Here is a 21,820-nt window from a genome sequence, read left to right on the forward strand (position 1 = left end):
CATGAGCACCCTCACTCCTCCTTCCGCCCTCGAAGCGACCGGCCAGCCGGCCGCCCCGGCCGCGGCCGGCTGGCGCGGCCCGCGGCTGTCGCTCGGCGCCCGTTGCTCGGCGCCGGTGCTGATCCTGCTCGGCCTCGGCTTCGTTGCGCCGCTGGTGGCGATCTTCGCCTATTCGTTCGCGAGGCCCCGCACCTTCGAGGTGTTCCGCTCGTTCACGCTGGACAATTACGCCACGCTGTTCGACGCCACCAACACGGTGTGGCTGTCGTTCCTGTGGTCGTTCGGCTTCGCGCTGGCCACCGTCGCCATTCTCGCGCTGGTGGCCTACCCGATCGCCTTTGGGCTCGATCGGCTGTTCGGCCGCTGGTCCTCGATCATCTCGCTGTTGTTCGTGTTTCCGCTGTTCGTGTCGGAGAACGTGCGGCTCTATGGCTGGGTGCTGTTCTTCATCAAGAACGGCGTGCTGGACGGCACGCTGAAGGCGATGGGCGCGGGCGGCGGACCTGAAGTGCTGTACTCGCCCGCGATCATTCTCGCCGGCATGGTCTACACTTATCTGCCGTTCATGCTGTTCCCGATCACGCTCGGCCTTGCCATGGTGCCGCGCGACATCATCGACGCCGCGCGCGACCTCGGCGCCGGCCGCCTGATGATCTGGCGCGAGATCGAGCTGCCGCTGGCGATGCCGGGCATTCTGATCGGTGTGCTGCTCACGTTCGTGCTGGCGATCGGCGCCGTCGCCGAAGCCAAGATCCTCGGCGGCCAGTCGGTGATCGTGGTCAGCCACGACATCGAGATCGCCTTCACCTATTCGCAGAACTGGCCGCTCGGCTCGGCGCTCGCCGTCGTCGTGTCGGTGTTCGTCGCCGCGCTGACCTTGTGGGGCCTGGCCCGCCTCGACCTCGACCGGCTGCTGGGGAGGCGGTGACATGGACCAGACACAGACCAGAAGCCACTTTTTCATCGGCCTGTGGACCGCGCTGGTGCTGGTCCTGGTCTACCTGCCGATCATCTGCGGGGCGGTGGCGAGCTTCACCAAGAGCCGCTACTTCGCCTTCCCGGTCTCGGCGTGGTCAACCTCGTGGTGGGAGAGAACGACCGACTCCATCGAGATCGGCATGATCGTGCAGAACTCGTTCCTGGTCGCCGGCTTCGTCACCGTCATCGCCGTGGTGCTCGCCTTCTTCGGCGCGCTCGCCTTCGCCCGCTACGAGTGGAGCGGCCGGAGGTGGTTTCAGAAGCTGATCATGCTGCCGATCTTCTTTCCCCAGCCGGTGCTCGGCCTGGCTTTGCTGCTGTGGTTCTCCGCGCTCGGCATCCCGACCAGCTGGGTCACCGCGGTGTTCGCGCACCTGGTGTGGATCGTGCCGGTGGTCACGCTGGTGATCGCGATCCAGGTCTATGGCTTCGACCCGACGCTGGAGGAGGCGGCGTTCGACCTCGGCTGCTCGCGCCTTCAGGTGCTGCGCGAGGTGACGCTGCCGCTGCTGTGGCCCGGCATCTGGTCCGGCGCGCTGTTCGCCTTCCTGTTGTCGTGGGGCAATTTCCCGCTGTCGCTGTTCACCGCCGGCGCCGATTCCACCATTCCCAAATGGCTTTACGCCAAGATGGTGGCCGGCTATTCGCCGATGGTGCCGGCGCTCGGAACCATGAGCACGCTGGGCGCCGCAACGGCCCTCGCTCTCGCCGGTCTTGCCGCGTTGATGTGGCGCAAGCTTCGCGCAGCCTGAGCACGACCGACCGGGCAGACAAGGCAGATATGACCAAACTGAGCAAGAAGGAACGGCACGAGCGCATCCTGCACGAGCTGGTGGCAAGCTCCACCCTCCGAGTGTCCGAGCTCGCCGCCGAACTGGAGGTCTCCACCGAGACCATCCGGCGCGACCTCTACGAGCTGGAGGAACGCGGCCTCATCAACCGCACCTATGGCGGCGCGGTGCGTCCGCTCGGCGCCGAGCCGTCGGCCAGCGAACGCCATCGGCTGATGGTGGAGGAACGCGAGGCGATCGCCGCCGCCACCGTCCAGCTGATCAAGCCCAAGGAGGTGGTGGCGATCGGCTCCGGCGCCACCACCACCCACGTCGCCCGGCGGATGGCGGCGGAATGCCGCGACGTCACCGTGATCACCCATGCCTTTTCGGTGGCCACGGTGCTGGCGGCCAACCCCACCATCCAGGTGCTGATCTGCCCCGGCCGCTACCACGGCCGCGAAGGCATGATGATCGGGCCGGAGACGCTGGAGTTCCTGCAATCCTACAACGCCAACTGGGCGATCCTCGGTGCCACCGGCGTCACGCCCGAAGGGTTTTGCGACGTCGATGCCGACGCCTGCGCGGTCTACCGGGCGATGATGCACCGCGCCGCGGCGACCATTGCGGTGGTCGACCACACCAAGTTCGACCAGTCGGCGCTCGGCCTGTGGGGCCGCTGGCACGACGTCGCCCATCTCGTCACCGACCGCAAGCCGCCGCCGGCGCTGGTGCGCGCGGCCGAGCGGGCGCGCACCGAGATCACCATCGCCACCAGACGCTGACAGCGGAGGAGGGCGAAGGGCCGACCATCGCTTGAGACACCGCGCGCGCCGCCCGGCAGGTTCCGCAGGCGCGACGACCGGAGCTGGGGCCGAAGCGGTCCCGAACGACAGACTGCGTGTTCGAGCCGACGCCGTCGAGCGGACGGCTCGACGGCGCGTGCCTCGATTAGGTCGCGCCGTTCGCCCAGGTTGCGCCCCGCCGCCCGCCGCCGGGACACCCCGGCAAATGTGGAAGTCCACACTGCTGTCGGCGCTGCCACCGCCCCGGCCACGCGAGGATTTTGCGCGCGGCGACGCTTGACCTCCGCCTTGGAGACGACCATGTCGTGGAAGACCCGCAACCGCTCATTCTATTATCTCGACGCGCCCGAGCCGCTCGAGCCGACGCTCGATCCGGCGGCAACGGCGCTGCTCGTCATCGACGTCCAGAACACCTATGTCGAGCGGCCGCCGCGCGAGGCGCTGACGAGCGAGGCCGGGCGCCAGCAGTGGGACGCGTGGACGCCGTTCCACACCCAGATGAGCGATGTGGTGATCCCCAACATCGCGTCGGCGCTTTCGCTGTTTCGCGCCAACCGGATCGAATGCGTCCACGCCCGCATCGCCTGCCGCACGCAGGACGGCCGCGACCGCTCTCTCAGCCAGAAAAAGCCCGGTTTCAACAATTTGCTGCTGCCGAAGAACGAGCGTTCCGCGCAGATCGTGCCGGCGCTGGCGCCGGTCGGCGACGAGATCACGGTGATCAAAACCACCGACAGCGCGCTGACCGGAACCAACCTTCGCCTGACCCTTCACAATCTCGGCATCCGCACCGTGGTGTGCGCCGGCATCTTCACCGATCAGTGCGTGGCGTCCACCGTGCGCAGCCTCGCCGACGAGAGCTTCGAGGTGATCGTGCTGGAGGATTGCTGCGCCGCCGCCACCGCCGAGCTGCACGCCCAGGAACTCGCGATCATCAACATGATCTACTGCGATGTGATGACGCTGGCCGAATTCGCCGACATTCTCGCCCGCCGGCTGGCCGCGGCGAGCCCTACGCCCGCCAGCGCCGCGCCGTTGCCGTGAGATTTATGTTGCACCCGCCACTCAAATTGTGGACACTTCCACAGATGGCGCGAACGCGCTGATCGGAGGCCGGCGTGTACAATCAGGATTTTCTCAAGCGACTTGAAGATCACCTGCGTGTCGCCCTGCCCCGGTGGGGTGTCGCGGAGGACGCCGACCTCAAGCTGCTCACCATCTCGGAGAACGCCACGTTTCGGGTGACGCGCGAAGGCGCGCGCGACATGGTGTTTCGCGTTCACCGGCCCGACTACCATACCCGCGACGAAATCGTGTCGGAGCTGACCTGGCTCGACGCCCTGACGCGCGAGGGCGTGGTGGCGACGCCGGGGTTGATCCCGCTCACCGACGGCAGTCTGATCGCCGACATCGACGACGGCGGCCGCACCCGCCACGTCGTCGCATTCGAGTTCGTCCCCGGCAGGGAGCCCGCGCCGGAGGACGATCTCCCGCGCTGGTTCCGCGAGCTTGGCCGCATCCACGCCACCCTGCACGACCACGCCCAGAGCTGGCAGCCGCCCTCGCGTTTCGTGCGCAAGACCTGGACCTGGGAGAGCACTGTCGGACCGTTCCCGCTGTGGGGCGACTGGCGCGCCGCCCTGGGGCTCGAACCGACCGGACGGGCGCTGATCGAACGCACCGTCGACGCGCTCGGCCGGCGCCTCGCCCGCTGGGGCCAGAGCCCGGCGCGGTTCGGCCTGATCCATGCCGATCTGCGACTTGCCAACCTTCTGGTCGACGACGACCGCCTGGTGCTGATCGACTTCGACGACTGCGGCTTCTCGTGGTTCCTCTACGATTTCGCCGCCGCCGTCAGCTTCATCGAAACCGACCCGCAGATTCCGGAGCTGTTGAACGCGTGGTTCGAAGGCTATCGCACCGTGCGGCCGCTTACCGACGCCGACGTCGCCGAGATGCCGGCGTTCATCATGCTGCGGCGGATTCTTCTCACCGCCTGGATCGCCTCGCATTCGGAGACGCCGACCGCGGAGGCGATGGGCGTGCCCTACACGCACGGCACGCTCGACCTCGCCGAGACCTTCCTGTCCCGCTGCGGCTGATCCCGGCGCCTTCGTCCCCGCCGCGAGCGGTGGCGGACCTTCGCAGCGGCGACCGCACGCCGCCGCCGACCTATGCATGGAACACAAGAACATGGCCGACACCGCACTGCAGATTCTCGCCCTCAACGCCTTCAATCCCATGGCGTCCGCGCAGCTCTCCCGCGATGTCGCCGAGCTGGTGACGCGCCGCCAACGGAGCTTCGGGCAGGCCTCGGTGCTGTTCTATGAGGAGCCGCTGCACGTGGTGGCCGGCATCGGCACCGAACTGATCACCATCGACGGCACGCCCTATCTCGACCTCTACAACAACGTTCCCTCGGTCGGGCATTGCCACCCGCGCGTGGTGTCGGCGGTGCGGGCGCAGGTCGGGCGGCTCAATATCCACTCCCGCTATCTGTTCGACGTGGTGCACGACTACGCCGAGCAGCTGCTGGCGACCTTCCCGGCGCCGCTGACCAACGTGCTGTTCACCTGCACCGGCAGCGAGAGCAACGACCTCGCGCTGCGGCTGGCCCGGCTGGTCACCGGCGGGCTCGGCGTGGTGGTGACCAAGACCGCCTATCACGGCAACACCACCGCGGTGACCGAGGTGTCGCCGTCGTCCTACAAGAAGGGGGCGCCGCCGGCCCACGTCCGCACCGTGCCGCCGCCGCACCGCGCCTATTACGGCGACGACATCGCCGGCGGCTTCGCCCGCGCTGTCGGCGCCGCCATCACCGCCATGGCCAATGACGGCATCCGCTTCGCGGCGCTGCTGGTGGACTCGATCTTCTCCAGCGACGGGGTGTTCGCTGACCCGCCCGGCTTCCTGGCCGAGGCGGCGGCGCTGGTGCGGGCGAAGGGCGGCCTTTTGATCGCCGACGAGGTGCAGCCCGGCTTCGGCCGCACCGGTGCCGGCCACTGGGGTTTCGCCCGCCACGGCGTGGTGCCGGACATCGTCACCATGGGCAAGCCGATGGGCAACGGCATGCCGATCGGCGGCGTGGTGACGCGGCCGGATCTTCTCGCCGACTTCGCCGAGAGCTTCGGCTACTTCAACACCTTCGGCGGCAACCCAGTGGCCTCGGCGGCGGCGCTGGCGGTGCTCAACGTGATCAAGGACGAAGACCTGATCGGCAACGCCAACCGCGTCGGCAATCACATGATGGCCTCGCTGCGCGATCTGTCGGCGCGCCACCCGGCGATCGGCGAGGTCCGCGGCGCCGGGCTCTATGTCGGCGTCGACATCGTCAATCGCGGCACCGGCCGGCCCGACCCGGCCGAGACGACGCGGCTGATCAACCGGCTGCGCGAGCGCCACATCCTGATCGGCGCCGCCGGCCCGTTCGGCGCGACGCTCAAGATCCGGCCGCCGCTGTGCCTGTCCGTCGGCGAGGTCGACCGCTTCATCGACGCCCTCGACGACAGCGCCGCAGCCTGAGCCGTCGGCGCCAGACCGGCCAGGCCGGGCGGTCAGCCGATCTCGACCACCACCCGGCCGCGCACCTGACCTTGCAGGATGGCGCGGCCGACCGCCTCGACCTCGGCGAGCGCGACGGTGCGGGTCATCGCCTTGAGCTTTGCACGGTCGAGGTCGGCGGCAAGGCGCGCCCACGCCTCCCGCCGCCGCGGCGGCGGGCACATCACCGAATCGATGCCGAGCAGCGACACCGACCGCAGGATGAACGGCGCGACCGAGGCCGGCAGGTCCATGCCGGCGGCGAGTCCGCACGCCGCCACCGCGCCGCCATAGCGGATCATCGACAGCAGATTGGCAAGCGGGGCCGAACCGACGCTGTCGACGCCAGCGGCCCATCGTTCCTTGGCCAGAGGCCGCGGTCTTACCGCCAGCTCGGCGCGGTCGATCACTTCGGACGCGCCAAGCTCCTTGAGATAGTCGGCCTCCGCCGGCCGGCCGGTGGCGGCCACCACCTGCCAGCCGAGCTTGGCGAGCAGCGCCACCGCCACCGAGCCGACGCCGCCGGCGGCGCCGGTCACGATCGCCTGGCCGCGGTCCGGGGTCAGGCCATGGCGCTCCAGCGCCATCACGCTCAGCATCGCGGTGAAGCCGGCGGTGCCGATCGCCATCGCCTCGGCCGGGCCCATGCCCTCGGGCAGCCGCACCAGCCAATCGCCCTTGACGCGGGCCTTCTCGGCATAGCCGCCAAGGTGGGTCTCCCCCAGCCCCCAGCCGTTCAGCACCACCTTGTCGCCCGCCGTCCAGCCGGGGTGGGAGGAGCGTTCGACCACGCCGGCGAAGTCGATGCCGGGGATCATCGGCCAGCGCCGCACCACCGGCGCCTTGCCGGTCAAAGCGAGGCCGTCCTTGTAGTTCACGGTGGAGTGGCTGACGCGGACGGTGACGTCGCCCTCCATCAGTTCGGCCTCGTCGAAATCAACCAGCGCCACGGTCTGCCCGCCCTCGGCCTGATCCACCCGCATCGCCTTGAACGTCATGTCTTCCCCCTGGCTGTTGTTGTCTGCGGAAACTCAAGCCGGCGACGACGCAAGGCGCGCCGCCGGCCGCTCCACCGGCTTTTCCTGGATCGGCAGATGCACCAGCGCGGCGAACAGGCCGAGCGCGACGCCGAGCCACCACACCACGTCGTAGCTGCCGGTGGAGTCGTAGAGCACCCCAGCCAGCCACACCCCGAGGAACGAGCCGATCTGGTGCGACAGGAACACGAGCCCGAACAGCATCGCCATCCAGCGCGGGCCGAACATCACCAAGACGAGGCCGGAGGTCGGCGGCACGGTGGACAGCCACAGCAGGCCGATGCCGGCGCCGAAGGCGAGCGCGGTCCAGGGCGTCAGCGGCAGCAGCACGAAGCCGACGATCAGCGCGGCGCGGGCCAGGTAGATCGCCGACAGCAGGTAGGGCTTGGAGACCTTGCCGCTCCAATAGCCGGCGAGCAGTGAGCCGGCGAGGTTGAACAGGCCGATCAGCGCCATCACCCAGCCCCCAACCGCGTTCGAGATGCCGTGGTCGACCAGGTATTTCGGCAGGTGGATGGTGATGAAGGCGAGGTGGAAGCCGCACACGAAGAAGCCGGCCATCAGCAGCATGTAGGAGCGGTGGGCGAGCGCCTCGGTCAATGCGTGCGTCAGGCTCTGCGACGCGGTCTCGGCGTCCGGCCGGGGCGGATCAGCCGGCGGCGTCATCAGCACGACCGATAGCGGCAGCACGATCAGCATCGCCGCGCCGAACACCATCAAGGTGGCGTCCCAGCCGATGGCTGCCTTCAGGTACACCGCCAGCGGCGCGTAGAGGAACTGGCCGAACGAGCCCGCCGCCGAGCCGGCCCCCAGCGCCATCGGCCGCCACGACAGCGGCAGCAGCTTGCCGAATGCCGCCAGCACCAGATTGAACGAGCAGCCCGCGAGGCCGAACCCGATCAGGACGCCGGCCGAGAGGTGGAGCGAGGTCGGGTCGGCAGCGTTCGCCATCCAGACCAGCCCGGCGGCGTAAAGCACCGCGCCGACCACCAGCACCTTGGCGAGGCCGTAGCGGTCGGCAATGGCACCGGCGACCGGCTGGCCGATGCCCCACAGGATGTTCTGAAGGGCGGCGGAGAACGAGAAGATCGCCAGCGCCCAGCTGCGGTCGACCGACATCTCGTTGGTGAAGAAGCCCATCGCCGAGCGCGGGCCGAACGACACCATGGCGATCAGGCAGCCGGCGAGCACGATCATCGCCGGCGTTCGCCAGCGCGTCGGGACGGCAGCAGGCGGTGCGGAACGCGCGGCGGGGGGCGCGGACATTCAGACACTCCGGAAATCGAGCGCAAAACCAACCATGCCGCGCCGCCCGGCGCAATGCGCCCGCCGGCATGAGGGCGTCGCGCCACCGCGGGGGATGCCGGTGCGATGTGGATGGCCCCACGTGCGACGAAGCGCGCCCGCGGGCGTCAGCGCGGCGAAGCGCCGCCGCCCGCAGCGCTCGCAGCGCATTGGTTTCGAGTGGTTTTTTCGACAGCCGCCGACAGTTCCCCGCCAGCGGCATGGCCGCCTGTTACGGAACGATGAAATATCCGGCTTCTCATTTTTGTGACGATCGGTTATAAAAGATGTGCTCGGATTGAGAATAAGGGTGCTCGGTTCGACGTGCCGGCGGATCAGCTTTCGCTGAGGGGCCTTTCTTTGGTCCTTTGACACGCCGTCGGCTTCCTGTGTGGCCGGCCTGTTTGTTAACCCGTCAGCAAATGGGGAAACCGGCTTTAACGGGGAATGTCGCAACCTATATATGCTCAGTCGGAGCATAAGGGACAGAGGAACTGCGATGGCCGCTCTTCATTCCGCCGCTGCGTTGCATCCGGTGCCGGCCGAGTTTCCGGGTTCCGTTCGCACGCTGAAATTTCCCCCGGTGGTGGTGCCGGACCTGACCTGGACGCCTGAGGTCGAGCGCGAGACCCGCCACCTTTATGACAAGGTGGCGCGGGTCATTCCGCCGGTGGAGTGGCCGTTCTTCGCACCCTATGTCCGCGCCATCAACGAGCTGAAGCGCCAGCGCAACGCGGTGATTTTGGCGCACAATTATCAGACTCCTGAAATCTACAACTGCGTTGCCGACGTGGTGGGCGACTCCCTCCAGCTCGCCCGCGAGGCCGCGCGCGCCGACGCCGAGGTCATCGTGCAGTGCGGCGTGCACTTCATGGCCGAGACGTCGAAGATCCTGAGCCCGGACAAGACGGTGCTGATCCCGGACAGCCGTGCCGGCTGCTCGCTGGCGTCCTCCATCACCGGCGCCGACGTCCGGGCGCTGCGCGGCGCCTATCCCGGCGTGCCGATCGTCGCCTACGTCAACACCTCGGCCGACGTGAAGGCGGAGGTCGATATCTGCTGCACCTCCTCCAATGCCATCCAGGTGGTGGAAAGCCTCGGCGTGCCGAAGGTGATCATGGTTCCGGACCAGTTCCTGGCCAGCTTCGTCGCCGCCCGCACCTCGGTCGAGATCATTTCGTGGCACGGCGCCTGCGAGGTCCATGAGCGCTTCACCGGCGAGGAGATGCGGCGCTTCCGGCTCGATGACCCCTCGGTGCGCATCATCGCCCATCCCGAGTGTCCGCCGGAGGTGATCGCCGAAAGCGATTTCGCCGGCTCCACCGCGGCGATGATCGACTGGGTCAAGACCAACAAGCCCGGCCGGGTGGTGCTGGTCACCGAGTGCTCGATGGCTGACAACGTGATGACGGAGAACCCGGACGTCGAGTTCGTGCGGCCGTGCAATCTCTGCCCGCACATGAAGCGCATCACGCTGCCGAAGATTCTCGACAGCCTCGTCCACATGACCGAGGAGGTCGTGGTCGACCCCGACGTCGCGGCACGCGCCCGGCGCTCCGTCGAACGGATGATCGCCCTGAGGAAGTAACCCCGGCCACCTTTCGGCCGGGCTCTTCTCCCGGCGCCGGGAGAGGAAGAGTTGAAATGCCCGAACAAGCCAACACCGCCCCCAAGCTCGCCCCCGCCTCGTGGGGCGGTATCGACGACGTCGTCATTGTCGGCGGCGGGCTGGCGGGTCTGTTCTGCGCGCTGAAGCTGGCGCCGCGCCCGGTTACCATCGTCACCGCCGCGCCGCTGGGCGAAGGCGCGTCCTCGGCCTGGGCGCAAGGCGGCATTGCCGCCGCGCTCGGCGAGGGTGACACCCCGGAGGCCCACCTCGCCGACACCATCGCCGCTGGCGCTGGCATCGTCGACGTGCGCATGGCCGAGCTGATGGCGCGCGAGGCCGATGGCCGCATCCGCGACCTCCTCCGCTACGGCGTGCCGTTCGACCGCGACCTCGAAGGCCGGCTGGCACTGTCGCGCGAGGCCGCGCACTCGGCGCGGCGTATCGTGCGGGTGCGCGGCGACCGCGCCGGCGCCGCCATCATGGCGGCGCTGGTCGCGACCGTGCGCAACACCCCCTCGATCCGGGTGCTGGAGAACTACGTCGCCGAAGACCTGGTGCACGAGGGCCGTTTCGTCGCCGGCCTGGTGGCGCGCCCGGCCAAGGGCCGCGCCGCGGTGCCGGTGATCCTGCCGGCGCGGGCGGTGGTGCTGGCCTCCGGCGGCATCGGCCACCTCTACGCCGTCACCACCAATCCGGTGCAGGCCTGCGGCGGCGGCCTGGCCATGGCCGCACACGCCGGCGTGGTGATCGCCGACCCCGAATTCGTGCAGTTCCACCCCACCGCCATCGCCATCGGGTTCGACCCGGCGCCGCTCGCCACCGAAGCGCTGCGCGGCGAGGGCGCGGTGCTGATCGACAAGGACGGCCACCGCTTCATGGAGGGCATCCACCCCGCGGCAGAACTGGCGCCGCGCGATGTGGTGGCCCGCGGGGTGTTCGCCTCGATCGCGAGCGGCAAGGGCGCCTTCCTCGACGCCCGCAAGGCCGTCGGCGCGGCGTTCCCCGACAAGTTCCCGACCGTTTATGAGGCCTGCCGCGACGCCGGGCTCGACCCGGTCAGCCAGCCGATCCCGATCGCGCCGGCCGCGCACTACCACATGGGCGGCATCCTCACCGACGCCAACGGCCGCACCTCGCTCGACGGGCTGTGGGCGGCAGGCGAGGTCGCCTCGACCGGCGCCCACGGCGCCAACCGCCTCGCCTCCAACTCGCTGCTCGAAGCGGTGGTGTTCTCCGCCCGCATCGCCGAGGACATCCAGGGCCTCTTGCCGGTGTCGAACCGGCTGCCGCTGCGCGCCGCGAGCGGCCAGCTCATGCTGGCAGCGCCCTCGGGCCAGGAATCGGAGCCGGTGACACGGCTGCGCAAGGTGATGGCGGCCGACGTCGGCGTGGTGCGCGACCAGGCCGGGCTCGAGCACGCGCTGGTGGTGGCGCGCGAACTGCTCGGCCAGGCCCGCACTGCGCGGCTCAATGCCATGGCGACGACCGCGCTGCTGATCGCCGCCGGCGCGCTGACGCGCACCGAGAGCCGCGGCGCCCATTTCCGCTCCGACTTCCCGGCGGCGGACCCCGCCCAGGCCCAGCGCACCTTCATCACCCTCGCCGAGGCCAAGGCGCTGGCCGATTCCATCGCGGCCAAGGCCGGCGTCGCGGCGTGATCGCACGTCGCGTCATGGCACCAAACCACGCCCTGTCGTCCCCGGCGAGCACCGCGAAGCGGTGCGAGGGGACGACCGCGCAGCCTTTGATTTGGATTCATCCATGACCCCGCTCGCGCCGAACGCCTTCCTGTCGCCGCTCGCCATTGAGGACGCGGTGCGCCGCGCCTTGGATGAGGATCTCGGCCGCGCCGGCGACATCACCTCGACCGCCACCATTCCGGCCGGCACCCTGGCGCGCGCCGCGTTCGTGGCGCGCAAGGCCGGCATCGTCTGCGGCCTGGCGCTCGCGGACATGGCGTTCCGGCTGATCGACCCGGCGGTGCGGTTTGACGCCAAGGTCGCCGACGGCGACCGCATCGCGCCGGGCAACGTGCTGGCCACCGTCGAGGGCGAGGCGCGGGCGGTGCTGGCGGGCGAGCGCGTCGCGCTCAATTTCCTCGGCCACCTGTCCGGCGTTGCCTCCGCCACCGCCGCCTATGCCGACCGCATCAAGCACACCCGCGCCAAGATCACCTGCACGCGGAAAACCACGCCGGGGCTGCGGGCCTTGGAGAAGTACGCCGTCAAATGCGGCGGCGGCTCCAACCACCGCTTCGGCCTCGATGATGCTGTGCTGATCAAGGACAACCACATCGCGGTGGCGGGTGGCGTGACCGCGGTGCTGGCGCGGGCGCGCGCCGCGGTCGGCCATCTCGTGCGCATCGAGATCGAGGTCGACACGATGGATCAGCTCAAAGAGGTGCTCAAGGCCGGGGGCGCCGACGTGGTGCTGCTCGACAACATGCCGCCAGCGGTGCTGCGGCAGGCGGTCGAACTGGTCGGCGGGCGGCTGGTGACGGAAGCCTCGGGCGGCATCAACCTCGAGACGGTGGCTTTGGTGGCCGAAACCGGGGTCGACTTCATCTCATCCGGCGCCCTCACCCACTCGGTGACCACGCTCGACATCGGCCTCGACATCGCGCTGTGAAACGAAGTCCGGCTGATCCGCCGGGACCCGTGTCCAGGCAATACCCGAGGCCCTGACGGCTGCCCTTTCCGGCCTCATGGTGACGAGGCTGCCACCGGGTCGCGCCGTAGGCGCGCCCGATGCCAGGCTCCGCAGCCGTCTCGAACCATGGGGCCGAGGGCCGCCGTCAACGTCGACTCATCCTTCGAGACGCGGTCTTGCGACCGCTCCTCAGGATGAGGCGAGCTGGAGTCGGCGAAAGGTCAAGCTCAAAGACCGCCGACATAAATCCCGATCCGCCCCGCCATCCAAACGAAATCGCCGGGACCGGCTGGGACGCGACCTGCGAGGGTCGCGGCGCGGCTGGTGCCCGGCGATGACGATGGTCAGGGCTGAAGTGGCGATGCTCGCTCAGTTCTTCGACTTGTCGACCAGCGCCTTCTGCTTGATCCACGGCATCATGGCGCGAAGCTTCTCGCCGACCGCCTCGATCTGATGAGCGTCGTTGTTGCGGCGGATGCCCTTGAAGCGGGCGGCACCGGCCTTGTATTCCTGCATCCACTCCGAGGTGAACTTGCCGGTCTGGATGTCGTTCAGCACCCGCTTCATCTCGGCCTTGGTCTCGGGCGTGATGATGCGCGGGCCGCTGACGTATTCGCCCCACTCGGCGGTGTTGGAGATCGAGTAGTTCATGTTGGCGATGCCGCCCTCATAGATGAGGTCGACGATCAGCTTCACCTCGTGCAGGCACTCGAAATAGGCCATCTCGGGCGCGTAGCCGGCCTCGACCAGGGTCTCGAAGCCGTTGCGGATCAGCTCGACCAAGCCGCCGCACAGCACCACCTGCTCACCGAACAGGTCGGTCTCGCACTCTTCCTTGAAGGTGGTCTCGATGACGCCCGAGCGGCCGCCGCCGACGCCGGAAGCGTAGGACAGCGCGAGGTCGTGGGCGTTGCCCGAGGCGTCCTGCGCCACCGCGATCAGGCACGGCACGCCGCCACCCTTCTCATACTCGCCGCGCACGGTGTGGCCGGGGCCCTTGGGGGCGATCATGATGACGTCGACGGTCTTCTTGGGCTCGATCAGGCCGAAATGGACGTTGAGACCGTGGGCGAAGGCGAGCGCGGCGCCGTCGCGGATGTGGGGGGCGATCTCGTCGCGATAGATGTCGGCCTGCAGCTCGTCCGGGGTGGCCATCATCATAAGGTCGGCCCAGCCAGCGGCCTCCGGCACCGACATCACCTTGAGGCCATCGGCCTCGACCTTCTTGGCGGTGGTGGAGCCGGGCCGCAGCGCGATCGCGACGTCCTTCACGCCGGAGTCGCGCAGGTTCAGCGCGTGGGCGCGTCCTTGGCTGCCGTAGCCGATGACGGCGACCTTCTTGCCCTTGATCAGGTTCAGGTCGGCATCGCGATCGTAGTAAACGCGCATGGCGGTTCGTCCCTCGGAATTCAGTCGGGCCCGGCGTGGCCGACGCTCGACTCTTAAAGGCTGGTTGGGTGGCACGGATGGGACGGCGGATCGCCGTCCCTGGCTTCAAATGCTCATCGACGCCGGGCGGCGGCCGCGCCGGCTGCTGAACTCGTAAACCCCTCTAAGACCGTTTGGAAACCCCGACCGAGCTGCGCCGGAGCTGATTTCAGCCGTGCCGGCAGGAGCCTCGAACACGCAACCAGGAAGTCCGGTCGGGATCGGCCTTCGTCCAAGCTTCCAAACGGTCTCTAAGTGATCGCTGGCCTTGACGCAAACGAAGAAACGGCGGTCTGGCCGGACCGCCGTCCCGATCAAAAGCTGTCGGGGCCGCGCGAGATCGCCGCGATGCCGGTGCGCGACACCTCGGCAAGGCCGACCGCGGTCATCAGCCGGATGAAGCGCTCGATGTCCTCGCTGGCGCCGGTGAGCTCGAACACGAAGGAGGTCAGCGTCGCATCCAGCGTCCGCGCCCCGAACGCGGCCGCCAGCCGCAGCGCCTCGACGCGCTGCTCGCCGCGGCCGACCACCTTGACCAGTGCCATTTCGCGCTCGATGGCGTCGCTGGTCAGCGTGAGATCGACGACGCGGTGCACCGGCACCAGCCGCTCGAGCTGGTTCTTGATCTGCTCGATCACCTGGGCGGTGCCGGCGGTGACGATGGTGATGCGCGAGATGTGCTTCTCGTGCTCGGTCTCCGACACCGTCAGGCTTTCGATGTTGTAGCCGCGGCCGGAGAACAGGCCGGAGATGCGGGCGAGCACGCCCGGCTCGTTGTCGACGATCACCGCCAGGGTATGGCGGCTGGTCGGCTCGCTGCGGGTCTGCACCGGATAATGGGTCTGGTTCATGATGAAACTCGGCGTCGAATATCGTTCGGGGCCGGCGCGAGGCCGGCATGACGGCGGAAGCGGCCGCCGGCCCAGGGCCGGGCAGCCGCAGCAAGAGGCATCAGACCAGCATCTTGCCCTTGTCGTCGATGATAGAGCCGATGTCCTTCACGGCGTCGCCGAGGATCATGTCGTTGTGCGCCTTGCCCGACGGGATCATCGGGAAGCAGTTCTCGGCGGGGTCGACGATGCAGTCGAACAGCACCGGCCCATTGAAGTTGATCATATCCAGGATCGCAGCGTCGAGTTCGTCCGGCTTGTCGCAGCGGATACCGCGAGCATGATAAGCCTCGGCCAGCTTGACGAAATCCGGCAGGCCTTCCGAATAGGTTTCAGAATAGCGGCCGCCGTGCAGCAATTCCTGCCACTGCCGCACCATGCCCATATACTGGTTGTTGAGGATGAACACCTTGACCGGCAGGTTGTACTGCGCGATCGTCGACATCTCCTGCATGGTCATCTGGATCGAGGCTTCGCCGGCGACGTCGATCACCAGCGCACCGGGGTGGGCGACCTGCGCTCCCACCGCCGCTGGCAGGCCGTAGCCCATGGTGCCGAGGCCGCCGGACGTCAGCCAGCGGTTGGGGTCCTCGAACTTGAGGAACTGCGCCGCCCACATCTGGTGCTGACCGACCTCGGTGGTGAAGTAGACGTCCTTGCCCTTGGTCAGCTCATAGAGCCGCTGCAGCGCGTACTGCGGCTTGATGAGGTCCTGCGTCGGCCGATAGGCAAGACAATCACGCTTGCGCCAGGTGTCGATCTGGTCCCACCAGCCCTTGAGCGCCGTCTTGTCGGCAGAGGCGTTCGAGGCGCGCCACAGCCGCACCATGTCCTCCAGCACGTGGGCGCAATCGCCGATGATGGCGAGGTCGACCTTGACGTTCTTGTTGATCGAGGACGGATCGATGTCGATGTGGATCTTCGTCGAGCCCGGCGCAAAGGCGTCGAGGCGGCCGGTCACGCGGTCGTCGAAGCGGGCACCGATCGCGACGATCAGGTCGCTATCGTGCATGGCGAGGTTGGCCTCGTAGGTGCCGTGCATGCCCAGCATGCCGAGCCACTGCCGGTCGGACGCCGGGTAGGCGCCAAGGCCCATCAGGGTCGAGGTGATCGGGAAGCCGGTGGTGCGCACCAGTTCGCGCAGCAGCGCAGAGGCTTCCGTTCCCGAATTGATGACGCCGCCGCCGGTGTAGAACACCGGCCGCTTGGCCGTCTTCATCATCTCGATGGCGGCCTTGATCTTGGACATCTCGCCCTTGACCTGGGGACGATAGGTCTTGTGCTGGTTGCTGGTCGGCCGCGAATAGCTGCCGGTGGCGAACTGCAGGTCCTTGGGAATATCGACCACCACCGGGCCGGGCCGGCCGGCGGCGGCAACGTAGAACGCCTCGTGCAGGATGCGCGGCAGGTCGTTGATCGACTTCACCAGATAGTTGTGCTTGGTGCAGTGCCGGGTGATGCCAACGGTATCGCACTCCTGGAACGCATCCGAGCCGATCAGATGGGTGGGCACCTGCCCGGTGATGCACACCACCGGGATTGAGTCCATCATGGCGTCGGCAAGCCCGGTCACCGCGTTGGTCGAACCGGGCCCGGAGGTGACCAGCACCGCGCCGACCTTGCCGGTGGAGCGGGCGAAGCCCTCGGCGGCGTGCACGGCAGCCTGCTCGTGGCGGACCAGGATGTGCTTCACCTTGTCGGTGTGGAACAGCGCGTCATAGATCGGCAGCACGGCACCGCCGGGATAGCCGAAAATGTGGCTGACGCCCTGGTCGATCAGAGCCTGGACCACCATCTCGGCTCCGGTCATCTCGCGAGTCATGGGCTTTGTCCTTGGTTTCATCCTGCGAATGGGTCGGAGGGGTGTCGTTCGGGCAACAAAAAGGCCCCTAGAAGGGGCCCCATGCGCCATCGGTCGGAGGGCGGATCAGGTCCGCTCCGGCGATGGCGCCCCACATACGATAAGGAAATTGCGCAGCATACGCCGCTCCTGATGAAAAGTTGCGCGGAACCTAATCGCCTTCGCAACGGTCGTCAAGCCGCTCGCAACCGCATGAATCCCGCTGCAACCGTCCCGGAACGCCGGGTTCGAGGCGGCAGGCGACCATGAGGCCGGCGATCTCCGTATGTGCTCGGACATGAACGATGCGGCGGCCGCGCCAGTTATGTGCAGGGCGCCGGCGAGCTGCTCAGGGCTTTGCGAGCGCGGCGAGCTGCTCAGGGCTTTGCGAGCGCGGCGAGCTGCCGCCCTATGCCCAGCTTTCGGCCGGGAGCCCAATGCCTTCGTCCATCACGTCGCGGGCATCGCCCGCTCCGCCGACATCGACCAAGTCAGCTGCGGCGCCGACGATTCGCCGTCTGGCGCTGCGAGGTCAGCCACCGCTGTTGTTCTGGCCGAACGACCGCGCCGCCGGCCGCTCGACCGTGGCCGACCACAACCCGGTGAGAACGTCCCAGTTCACGATCATCGGCCGCGCCACCGCCCGGGCCTCGCGGCCGAAATTGACGTTGTCGTGGACGTAGGCCGCCCCGATCGTGAGTATCACGCCGAAAATCACGCCGATCAGAAACCGCATCGCGTTGCTCCATCCGGTCACGCCGGGTGTTGCGTTGCCCCTAAAGTAACCGCCGAGCTGGCGTTTCGGTTCCGACGCCAATTACGCGAAATCCCGCCGATCCGTCGAAAACTTCCTTTCCGATCAACGATTTTTTCGCGAGGGTGTTGCGGTTCCCGACGGGATCGTTCCGAAGCCGTATCAGCCCCGCCCGAGCGCTGCGAGCACGACGGCCTCCGCGTCTGCCGGCGGCAGCGCCTGCCAGCCCGGCATCTGGTGGCGAAACCAGGTCGCCTGGCGCTTGGCGTAGGCGCGGGTGTCGGCCTTGCCGCGCGAGATGGCCTCATCCAGCGAGATTGTGCCGTCGAGATAGGCGATCAGCCCCGGCACGCCGTGGGCGCGCATCGCCGGCAGCAGCGGGTCGAGTCGGCGATCCTTGAGCCGGGCGACCTCCTCAAGCGCGCCCGCCGCCAGCATGGCGTCGAACCGGGCGTCGATCCGCGCCGTCAGCAACGCCCGCTCCGGCGCCAGGAACACGCCGAGGGTCGCGGCGGGATCGAGCCGCGGCCGCCGCGGCAGCGTCTGCCACACGGCGAGTGGGCGACCGGTCGCCGTCAGCACCTCCAGCGCGCGCAACACGCGCTGGCGGTCGTTCGGACGCAATTTGCCGGCGGTGACCGGATCGCGCGCCGCCAGCAAAGCGTGAAGGTCCGGGCTGCTCAGCCCCTCGGCTTCCGCGCGCACCGTCGCCCGCACCGCCTCCGGCACCATCGGAATATCGGACAGCCCCTCCGTCAGCGCCTTGAAATAGAGTCCGGTGCCGCCGACCACGATCGGCAGCCGTCCGGCGGCGCGAACCTCGGCCACCGCGCGGGTGGCGTCCTCGACCCAGCGGCCGGCCGAGTAGTTCACCGCCGCATCGACATGGCCGTAGAGCAGGTGCGGCGCCTCGGCGGTCTCCGCCGCGCCCGGGCGGGCAGTGAGGATGTGCAAGTCGCGGTATACCTGCATCGAATCGGCATTGATGACGGTACCTTGGAGCCGCAACGCCAAGGACAGCGCCAAAGCTGACTTGCCGCTTGCGGTCGGACCTGCAATGAGCACCCCCTGCGCAGTCAACGCCACGTCTCCTATTGGCCCGACACCGCCGGGCGAGGCAGGTTTTTCGAACACCGCCAGCGGATGGCGGACTCGAAATCCCGCAAGAGTTTGAAATATTTTATGTTTTCGTTCCTCGGACCTGCATCCGATCCATGCAAACCCGCTTCGGCCCGTGGTAGCACGGGCCTTAACTGAGAGCACCGGACACGGCATGGCATACGTCGCCACCTTGATCGCCAATCCCGCCACGCCGGTACTCGACGGCGCTCTGCTGGCTGCGGCCGCCGACGCCCTGCCCCACCCGGCCGCGCCGCTGTGGCTGGCGCCCGGCATCGCCGCCGACCTCGCGTTCGCGCGGCCAGATGCCAAGCTCGACGTCATCGCCGAGCGGCTGCGCGCGGCGCTGGGCGCGGCGGCGGTCGACGTCTGCGTGCAGCTGGCGGCCCAGCGCAAGAAGCGCCTGTTCGTCGCCGACATGGATTCGACCATGATCGGCCAGGAGTGCATCGACGAACTGGCGGACCTCGTCGGCTGCAAGGATCACGTCGCAGCGATCACCGAGCGCGCCATGCGCGGTGAGATGGCGTTCGAGCCGGCGCTGCGCGAGCGGGTGGCGCTGCTGCGCGGCCTGCCCGCCGAGGTGGTGACGCAGGTGATCCAGGAGCGCATCACGCTCACGCCGGGCGGCCCGGCGCTGGTGCGCACCATGCGCAGCCACGGCGCCTATACCTGCCTGGTGTCCGGCGGCTTCACCGCCTTCACCGACCATATCGCCGCGATGGTCGGCTTCGACGAAGCCCATGCCAATCACCTCGACGTCGCGGATGGCAAGCTGACCGGCACGGTCGCTGAGCCGATCGTCGGACGCGAGGCCAAGCTGGCGGCGCTGGTCGAACTCCGGACGCGGTTCGGGCTCGACCCGGCGGCGACGCTCGCGGTCGGCGACGGCGCCAACGACCTCGACATGCTGCTGGAAGCCGGGCTCGGCGTCGCCTTCCACGCCAAGCCGCAGGTGGCCGCGTCCGCCCACGTCCGGCTCGACCACGGCGACCTCACCGCGCTGCTCTATATCCAGGGCTACCGGCGGGAGGAGTTCGTCGAGGGGTGAGCCGGCTCGCCACCCGTCGTTCCGGATAAGCGGCGGGACGATCCGGAACCCATGATCAATCTATAGCCCAGCCGCGTCGGAGCCGACAAAGGCGATGCGCAGCATGTTGGTGGCGCCCGGAGTGCCGAGCGGCACGCCGGCAACCACGATCACCCGCCGGCCGGGCTGGGTGAAACCGTCGGCAAAAGCGAGGCGGCAGGCCCGGCTCACCATGTCGTCGAGGTCGCGGGCGTCTTCGGCGACGATGGGGTGGACGCCCCAAACCAGCGCGAGGCGGCGTGCCGTCTCCCAGTCGCGCGAGATTGCCACGATGTGGGGCTTGGGCCGCTCGCGCCCGACCCGGAGCGCGGTGGCGCCGGATGAGGTCCAGCACACGATGGCATCCAGCGCCAGCGTCTCGCCGATCTCGCGGGCGCCGGCAGCGATGGCGTCGGCGCCGGTTGCCTCCGGCTCGGCGCGCTGGTTGCGCAGCAGCGTGTGGTAGTTGGGGTCGCGCTCGACCTGTTCGGCGATGCGGTTCATCTGCGCCACCGCCTCGACCGGGTACTTGCCCGCGGCGCTCTCCGCCGACAGCATGATGGCGTCAGCGCCCTCGAACACCGCGGTGGCGACGTCCGACACCTCGGCCCGGGTCGGCGAAGGAAACTCGATCATCGATTCGAGCATCTGGGTCGCCACCACCACCGGCCGGCCGATGCGGCGGGCGTGGCGGGTGATCTGCTTCTGCAGCCCCGGCACCTGCTCCAGCGGCAGCTCGACGCCGAGGTCGCCGCGCGCCACCATCAGGGCGTCAGCGACCTCCATGATTTCGTGCAGCCGGGCGATCGCCTGCGGCTTCTCGATCTTGGCCAGCACCTTGGCGCGACCGCGCGCAACCTTCAGCACCTCGGCGACGTCCTCCGGCTTCTGCACGAAGGACAGCGCAATCCAGTCGACGCCGGCGTCGAGCGCCGCCTCGAGGTCGGTGCGGTCCTTTTCGGTCAGCGCAGAGAACGGGATGGTGGTGTCGGGCAGGCTGACGCCCTTGCGATTGGAAATGGTGCCGCCGATCTCGACACGGGTCAGCGTCCGGCCGGGGCTCACCGCCTCCACCACCAGCCGCAGCCGGCCGTCGTCGACCAACAGCCGGTGTCCGGGCTCAAGCGCCTGAAGAATCTCGGGGTGCGGCAGGCACACCCGCATGGCATCGCCCGGCGTCTTGTCGTCGTCGAGCATGAAACGGTCACCGACCGCAAGCTGGACCTTGCCGGCGGCGAAGGCGCCGACCCTGAGCTTGGGGCCTTGAAGGTCGACCAGGATGCCGATCGGCCGGTTGAACTCGGCCTCAACCTCGCGAATGATCGTCACGAAGCGGCGCATGCCGGCCACCGGCGTGTGGCTCATATTGATGCGAAAGACGTCGGCGCCCGCTTCGAACAGCCGCGCGATGACGTCCTTCTCGCTCGACGCCGGACCCAGCGTGGCGACGATCTTTGTGCGGCGTTGCCGTCTCATATCAGCGGGTGGGGGTCTGACCGGTCAATAGGGGGCTACTCTGCATCGCATCTGTGAGCTGAACCGTCCAGCTTTTTTGTTCATTGGTGTCCACCTCAAAGAAACCGGTGCGGTCGTAGCCGCGGGCAAGGCAATCCTCGATACCGCGAATTGTAAACTCTTTGTCACGCGTACACATGAAAGCCTTGCCGGCCCATTCACCGCCGCGGTCATAATCTACGCCGTAGATGTAATAGAACCGCGCGACCAGCGGCCCCCGCATCAAGGTTTCGCAGCTGTTGGCGGCCAGATTCCACCAGCCCTCGGTGGTCCAGCGATCGCCTTCCTTGTAGCCGACGGCAAGGCCGATGCGGCTCCCGGTCTTGTTGCAGACGCGAAAGTCGGCCCACGCCGAAGGCGACGTTGCCAACGAGCCCGCCGCCACGACGACGGTCAGGACGATGGCGGCGCGAACGCGACGACGAAAACACCAGATGCGGTCAGCCATGACCTTCGCAGCAAACACCGAACCGTGAGCGCGCCCGCCGATCCGACGGCATTTGGGCGAGCGTCTAATACGGTTTCCGGATGA

At 68.3% G+C, this 21,820-nt stretch carries 19 protein-coding genes; 10 read left to right on the forward strand and 9 right to left on the reverse strand.

Going from position 1 to position 21,820, the window contains the following annotated elements:
• Position 1 precedes the first annotated feature (1 nt).
• The 6 genes from BVIR_RS14585 (at position 2) to BVIR_RS14610 (ending at position 6,076) form a co-directional block, all read left to right on the forward strand.
• Positions 2-928: an ABC transporter permease gene (locus BVIR_RS14585; RefSeq protein WP_055038300.1), complete on the forward strand. Its 927-nt coding sequence runs from the start codon at positions 2-4 to the stop codon at positions 926-928.
• A gap of 1 nt (position 929) precedes the next feature.
• Positions 930-1,730 (forward strand): ABC transporter permease, encoded by an 801-nt coding sequence (locus tag BVIR_RS14590; RefSeq protein WP_055038301.1) that lies wholly within the window; start codon positions 930-932, stop codon positions 1,728-1,730.
• A 29-nt stretch (positions 1,731-1,759) separates the two neighbouring features.
• A complete protein-coding gene (locus BVIR_RS14595; RefSeq protein WP_055038302.1) occupies positions 1,760-2,533 on the forward strand; it encodes a DeoR/GlpR family DNA-binding transcription regulator in 774 nt (257 codons plus the stop codon).
• 321 nt (positions 2,534-2,854) lie between these two features.
• A complete protein-coding gene (locus BVIR_RS14600) occupies positions 2,855-3,598 on the forward strand; it encodes a cysteine hydrolase family protein (protein ID WP_055038931.1) in 744 nt (247 codons plus the stop codon).
• Between the two features lie 74 nt (positions 3,599-3,672).
• Positions 3,673-4,656 (forward strand): phosphotransferase enzyme family protein, encoded by a 984-nt coding sequence (locus BVIR_RS14605; protein ID WP_055038303.1) that lies wholly within the window; start codon positions 3,673-3,675, stop codon positions 4,654-4,656.
• A gap of 76 nt (positions 4,657-4,732) precedes the next feature.
• The gene (locus BVIR_RS14610; RefSeq protein ID WP_236823620.1) at positions 4,733-6,076 is read left to right on the forward strand and encodes an aspartate aminotransferase family protein; all 1,344 of its coding nucleotides are present in this window, start codon (positions 4,733-4,735) and stop codon (positions 6,074-6,076) included.
• Between the two features lie 32 nt (positions 6,077-6,108).
• On the opposite strand, the gene acuI is transcribed toward BVIR_RS14610, so the two are convergent.
• Both acuI and BVIR_RS14620 read right to left on the reverse strand, forming a co-directional pair.
• A complete protein-coding gene (acuI, locus tag BVIR_RS14615; RefSeq protein WP_055038304.1) occupies positions 6,109-7,092 on the reverse strand; it encodes an acrylyl-CoA reductase (NADPH) in 984 nt (327 codons plus the stop codon).
• 33 nt (positions 7,093-7,125) lie between these two features.
• Complete coding sequence (locus BVIR_RS14620; RefSeq protein WP_055038305.1) at positions 7,126-8,397, reverse strand: MFS transporter; 1,272 nt, start codon at positions 8,395-8,397, stop codon at positions 7,126-7,128.
• 517 nt (positions 8,398-8,914) lie between these two features.
• Here BVIR_RS14620 and nadA point away from each other — a divergent pair.
• From nadA to nadC, 3 genes are all read left to right on the forward strand, one after another.
• On the forward strand, positions 8,915-10,003 hold the full coding sequence (gene nadA / locus BVIR_RS14625; RefSeq protein ID WP_082417193.1) for a quinolinate synthase NadA: 1,089 nt from the start codon (positions 8,915-8,917) through the stop codon (positions 10,001-10,003).
• A 56-nt stretch (positions 10,004-10,059) separates the two neighbouring features.
• The gene (locus BVIR_RS14630; RefSeq protein ID WP_055038306.1) at positions 10,060-11,682 is read left to right on the forward strand and encodes an L-aspartate oxidase; all 1,623 of its coding nucleotides are present in this window, start codon (positions 10,060-10,062) and stop codon (positions 11,680-11,682) included.
• Between the two features lie 103 nt (positions 11,683-11,785).
• Positions 11,786-12,652, forward strand: coding sequence for a carboxylating nicotinate-nucleotide diphosphorylase (gene nadC / locus BVIR_RS14635; protein WP_055038307.1), 867 nt, complete (start codon positions 11,786-11,788; stop codon positions 12,650-12,652).
• 390 nt (positions 12,653-13,042) lie between these two features.
• Here the strand turns inward: nadC and ilvC are convergent, their stop codons facing one another.
• The 5 genes from ilvC to miaA form a co-directional block, all read right to left on the reverse strand.
• Complete coding sequence (ilvC, locus tag BVIR_RS14640) at positions 13,043-14,062, reverse strand: ketol-acid reductoisomerase (protein ID WP_055038308.1); 1,020 nt, start codon at positions 14,060-14,062, stop codon at positions 13,043-13,045.
• 353 nt (positions 14,063-14,415) lie between these two features.
• Positions 14,416-14,952: an acetolactate synthase small subunit gene (ilvN, locus tag BVIR_RS14645; protein WP_055038309.1), complete on the reverse strand. Its 537-nt coding sequence runs from the start codon at positions 14,950-14,952 to the stop codon at positions 14,416-14,418.
• 100 nt (positions 14,953-15,052) lie between these two features.
• Positions 15,053-16,813, reverse strand: coding sequence for an acetolactate synthase 3 large subunit (locus BVIR_RS14650; protein WP_055038310.1), 1,761 nt, complete (start codon positions 16,811-16,813; stop codon positions 15,053-15,055).
• 550 nt (positions 16,814-17,363) lie between these two features.
• Positions 17,364-17,567 (reverse strand): hypothetical protein, encoded by a 204-nt coding sequence (locus BVIR_RS14655; protein WP_055038311.1) that lies wholly within the window; start codon positions 17,565-17,567, stop codon positions 17,364-17,366.
• Positions 17,568-17,747: 180 nt separating this feature from the next.
• Positions 17,748-18,680, reverse strand: a complete 933-nt coding sequence (gene miaA / locus BVIR_RS14660; protein WP_055038934.1) for a tRNA (adenosine(37)-N6)-dimethylallyltransferase MiaA — start codon at positions 18,678-18,680, stop codon at positions 17,748-17,750.
• 178 nt (positions 18,681-18,858) lie between these two features.
• Between miaA and serB the strand changes: the two genes are divergently transcribed.
• A complete protein-coding gene (gene serB / locus BVIR_RS14665) occupies positions 18,859-19,755 on the forward strand; it encodes a phosphoserine phosphatase SerB (RefSeq protein WP_055038312.1) in 897 nt (298 codons plus the stop codon).
• 60 nt (positions 19,756-19,815) lie between these two features.
• Here the strand turns inward: serB and pyk are convergent, their stop codons facing one another.
• A complete protein-coding gene (gene pyk, locus BVIR_RS14670; protein ID WP_055038313.1) occupies positions 19,816-21,249 on the reverse strand; it encodes a pyruvate kinase in 1,434 nt (477 codons plus the stop codon).
• A 1-nt stretch (position 21,250) separates the two neighbouring features.
• Entirely contained in the window at positions 21,251-21,736 is a 486-nt protein-coding gene (locus BVIR_RS14675; RefSeq protein ID WP_082417412.1) for a DUF1036 domain-containing protein, read from the reverse strand.
• Positions 21,737-21,820 lie beyond the last annotated feature (84 nt).

This window comes from Blastochloris viridis (assembly GCF_001402875.1).
Taxonomy (GTDB): Bacteria; Pseudomonadota; Alphaproteobacteria; order Rhizobiales; family Xanthobacteraceae; genus Blastochloris; species Blastochloris viridis.

What these genes read in the sequence shown, in the direction of transcription:
- BVIR_RS14655 (WP_055038311.1), bottom strand. Translation starts at nt 17,567, where the DNA reads ATGCGGTTTCTGATCGGCGTGATTTTCGGCGTGATACTCACGATCGGG.
- BVIR_RS14590 (WP_055038301.1), top strand. Translation starts at nt 930, where the DNA reads ATGGACCAGACACAGACCAGAAGCCACTTTTTCATCGGCCTGTGGACC.
- nadC (WP_055038307.1), top strand. Translation starts at nt 11,786, where the DNA reads ATGACCCCGCTCGCGCCGAACGCCTTCCTGTCGCCGCTCGCCATTGAG.
- nadA (WP_082417193.1), top strand. Translation starts at nt 8,915, where the DNA reads ATGGCCGCTCTTCATTCCGCCGCTGCGTTGCATCCGGTGCCGGCCGAG.
- BVIR_RS14675 (WP_082417412.1), bottom strand. Translation starts at nt 21,736, where the DNA reads ATGGCTGACCGCATCTGGTGTTTTCGTCGTCGCGTTCGCGCCGCCATC.
- ilvC (WP_055038308.1), bottom strand. Translation starts at nt 14,062, where the DNA reads ATGCGCGTTTACTACGATCGCGATGCCGACCTGAACCTGATCAAGGGC.
- BVIR_RS14595 (WP_055038302.1), top strand. Translation starts at nt 1,760, where the DNA reads ATGACCAAACTGAGCAAGAAGGAACGGCACGAGCGCATCCTGCACGAG.
- acuI (WP_055038304.1), bottom strand. Translation starts at nt 7,092, where the DNA reads ATGACGTTCAAGGCGATGCGGGTGGATCAGGCCGAGGGCGGGCAGACC.
- serB (WP_055038312.1), top strand. Translation starts at nt 18,859, where the DNA reads ATGGCATACGTCGCCACCTTGATCGCCAATCCCGCCACGCCGGTACTC.
- ilvN (WP_055038309.1), bottom strand. Translation starts at nt 14,952, where the DNA reads ATGAACCAGACCCATTATCCGGTGCAGACCCGCAGCGAGCCGACCAGC.
- pyk (WP_055038313.1), bottom strand. Translation starts at nt 21,249, where the DNA reads ATGAGACGGCAACGCCGCACAAAGATCGTCGCCACGCTGGGTCCGGCG.
- BVIR_RS14610 (WP_236823620.1), top strand. Translation starts at nt 4,733, where the DNA reads ATGGAACACAAGAACATGGCCGACACCGCACTGCAGATTCTCGCCCTC.
- BVIR_RS14650 (WP_055038310.1), bottom strand. Translation starts at nt 16,813, where the DNA reads ATGACTCGCGAGATGACCGGAGCCGAGATGGTGGTCCAGGCTCTGATC.
- BVIR_RS14585 (WP_055038300.1), top strand. Translation starts at nt 2, where the DNA reads ATGAGCACCCTCACTCCTCCTTCCGCCCTCGAAGCGACCGGCCAGCCG.
- BVIR_RS14600 (WP_055038931.1), top strand. Translation starts at nt 2,855, where the DNA reads ATGTCGTGGAAGACCCGCAACCGCTCATTCTATTATCTCGACGCGCCC.
- BVIR_RS14630 (WP_055038306.1), top strand. Translation starts at nt 10,060, where the DNA reads ATGCCCGAACAAGCCAACACCGCCCCCAAGCTCGCCCCCGCCTCGTGG.
- BVIR_RS14620 (WP_055038305.1), bottom strand. Translation starts at nt 8,397, where the DNA reads ATGTCCGCGCCCCCCGCCGCGCGTTCCGCACCGCCTGCTGCCGTCCCG.